At 45.9% G+C, this 1125-nt stretch carries 1 protein-coding gene; it reads left to right on the top strand.

All coding sequences use genetic code 11. The features are described from left to right. Window positions 1–58: 58 nt before the first annotated feature. A protein-coding gene (locus H5202_RS22990; protein ID WP_182774054.1) for an IS3-like element ISShfr8 family transposase occupies window positions 59–1125 on the top strand; the annotation gives its coding sequence in 2 pieces (ribosomal slippage) (window positions 59–320 and window positions 320–1125; 1068 coding nt annotated over the 2 pieces). This gene is flagged as partial in the annotation.

Here is a 1125-nt window from a genome sequence, read left to right as displayed (position 1 = left end):
AAAATAGTAGATTTCAAAAGTAGAATTTTCTCGTAATATATACGCAGGGAGATTCTGCATGAAAACATCAAAATTTAGCGACAGCCAAATCCTAGCAATTCTTAAACAAGCCGAAGCTGGCACCCCTGTTCCGGGGCTTTGCCGTGAGCATGGCATGAGCTCTGCGACCTTCTACAAATGGCGCGCCAAATTCGGTGGAATGGACGCTTCTATGATGGCGCGATTGAAGGAGTTAGAGGCTGAGAATTCACGACTCAAAAAAATGTATGCCGAAGAGCGACTCAAAGCTGAAATACTCAAAGAGGCCATCGAAAAAAAGTGGTAAAGCCGTCGCGGCGGCGGGAGCTGGCGCAAAAGGCGGTGCAAGATAAAGCCATTTCGATCGCATTTGCGTGTGCCTTGTTTGGACTCAGTGAGAGCTGTTATCGCTATCAGGCAAAACTCAGTGATGAAAACGCTGCAATAGCCGACTGGTTACAGCAACTGACATCAACCCATCGGAGTTGGGGGTTTGGGCTATGTTATTACTTTTTACGTAACGTGAAACTCTACCGATGGAACCATAAGCGGGTGTATAGGATTTACCGAGAATTGGAGCTAAATCTACGAATTAAGCCGAAGAAACGCTTGAAGCGTGATAAACCGGACGCATTGGCGGTGCCAGAGGCAATCAATGAATGTTGGTCTATGGACTTTATGCACGACCAACTGGAAGATGGTCGCAGCATTAGGTTATTGAACGTAATTGATGATTACAACCGTGAAGGCTTGGCGATAGAGGTCGACTTCTCCTTACCTGCGGAGCGTGTGGTGAGAACATTGGATCAAATCATCGAATGGCGTGGAAAACCAAAACAGATACGCAGTGATAATGGTCCAGAGTATATAAGTGCGGTACTGGCTGCCTGGGCTGAAAAACACAATGTAGAACTGAAATTTATTCAGCCTGGCAATCCACAGCAGAATGCCTATGTAGAACGCTATAATCGGACTGTGCGATACGAATGGCTGAGCCAATATCTTTGGAATAGTATTGCCGAGGTACAGGAACATGCGACACAATGGCTATGGTTTTATAACAATGAAAGACCCAATACAGCAATTGGTGGTGTCCCACCAAAGCAA

The sequence above is a fragment of the Shewanella sp. SG41-4 genome, from assembly GCF_014164505.1.
Lineage (GTDB): Bacteria > Pseudomonadota > Gammaproteobacteria > Enterobacterales > Shewanellaceae > Shewanella.
This window is presented reverse-complemented; position numbering and strand designations above follow the sequence as displayed.